At 66.5% G+C, this 1,117-nt stretch carries 1 protein-coding gene and 1 pseudogene; both read right to left on the reverse strand.

Annotated elements, in window-relative coordinates:
- On the reverse strand, window positions 1–515 hold a 515-nt coding region (locus tag DM995_RS20155), incomplete at its 3' end, for an alcohol dehydrogenase catalytic domain-containing protein (protein WP_232824587.1).
- Between the two features lie 4 nt (window positions 516–519).
- Window positions 520–1,117: pseudogene (locus DM995_RS20160) on the reverse strand (FAD-binding oxidoreductase); the annotation flags it as partial.

Consider the following 1,117-nt stretch of genomic DNA (forward strand, 5'->3'; position numbering starts at 1 on the left):
CAGCCCTTGAGCAAGGCGAGCTGCACCAGCAGATGCCCCAGGCCGCCGGCGGCAGCGGAAATCGCCACGGTTTCGCCGCTCCTGACCTCGCCGATGCGCTCCAGCGCCACCAGGGCCGACACGCCCGTGGACGCCAGAGCGAGATAGTCGCGCGTCGCCGCCGGGGCAGGGGCAAAGCCGCTCGCCGGGCCGGTATTGGCCTCGCGATAGCCCCCGGTAAAGCGCACGGTCACTGCGGCATCGCCGATGGCAAAGCCGGTTACCGCTTCGCCCACCGCCTCGACCACGCCGATCGCCTCCACCCCCGTGAAGGTCGGCAGCGCGATCTTCACATAGTCCACGGCGTCGCGGGCGATCTGGGTGTCGAAGATCGCGTTGACCCCGCAATGCAGGTTGCGCACGCGAATCTCGCCGCGCTGCGGCTCGGCCAGCGGCAAGGTGACGATCTCGGCACCCTCGCGGAAGGAAGGCGCGATCCTTTCAAGCCGGATCGCGCGATAGGTCTGCGGCGTCACGCGCTCATTCTCCTGCGGGCCTGATCGGAAAGCCCAGACAGCCGGGGTTGAACATGCCGCGCGGATCGACCACCGCCTTGACCGCATCGAGCACGTCCTTGAACGCCTCATCGCGGCTTTCGCGATAGGCGGTATAGGCGCGCCCGATCTGGAAATGCGCGGCACCGTATCTCTTGCAGATCGCCTTCACCTGCTCGCGCGCCTCGTGCACCACGGCGGTGGCTTCCGCATTGGGGCCGAATTGCTTGAGGTTCTTCAGATGCGCCGGTTCGACCAGCGCTTCATGGATCGGCCGATAGCCCTCGGGCCAGAAGAAGACGGGCTCGATCACCAGCGCGGTGCTCGACAACGAGGAGAACAGGAAGCCGTTGAAGATGCCGTGCTGGTCAAAGACCGGCTGCATCGAATCGAAATAGGCGCGGATTTCCCCGAACATGGCGGCTGCCGTGGACAAGGATGCCTGGCCGTGCACCGGAACCCAGCTCTCGCCTTCGGGCCCCAGGATCGAGTTGGGCGCAGGGAAGGGCATGGCACGGATGACCTTGGCGATCGAATTCTCGATCTCCGCGCCGTCGAACCGTGCGGCAATCGCGCGCGCGGCA

The sequence above is a fragment of the Blastomonas sp. UPD001 genome (genome assembly GCF_003426715.1).
GTDB lineage: Bacteria > Pseudomonadota > Alphaproteobacteria > Sphingomonadales > Sphingomonadaceae > Blastomonas.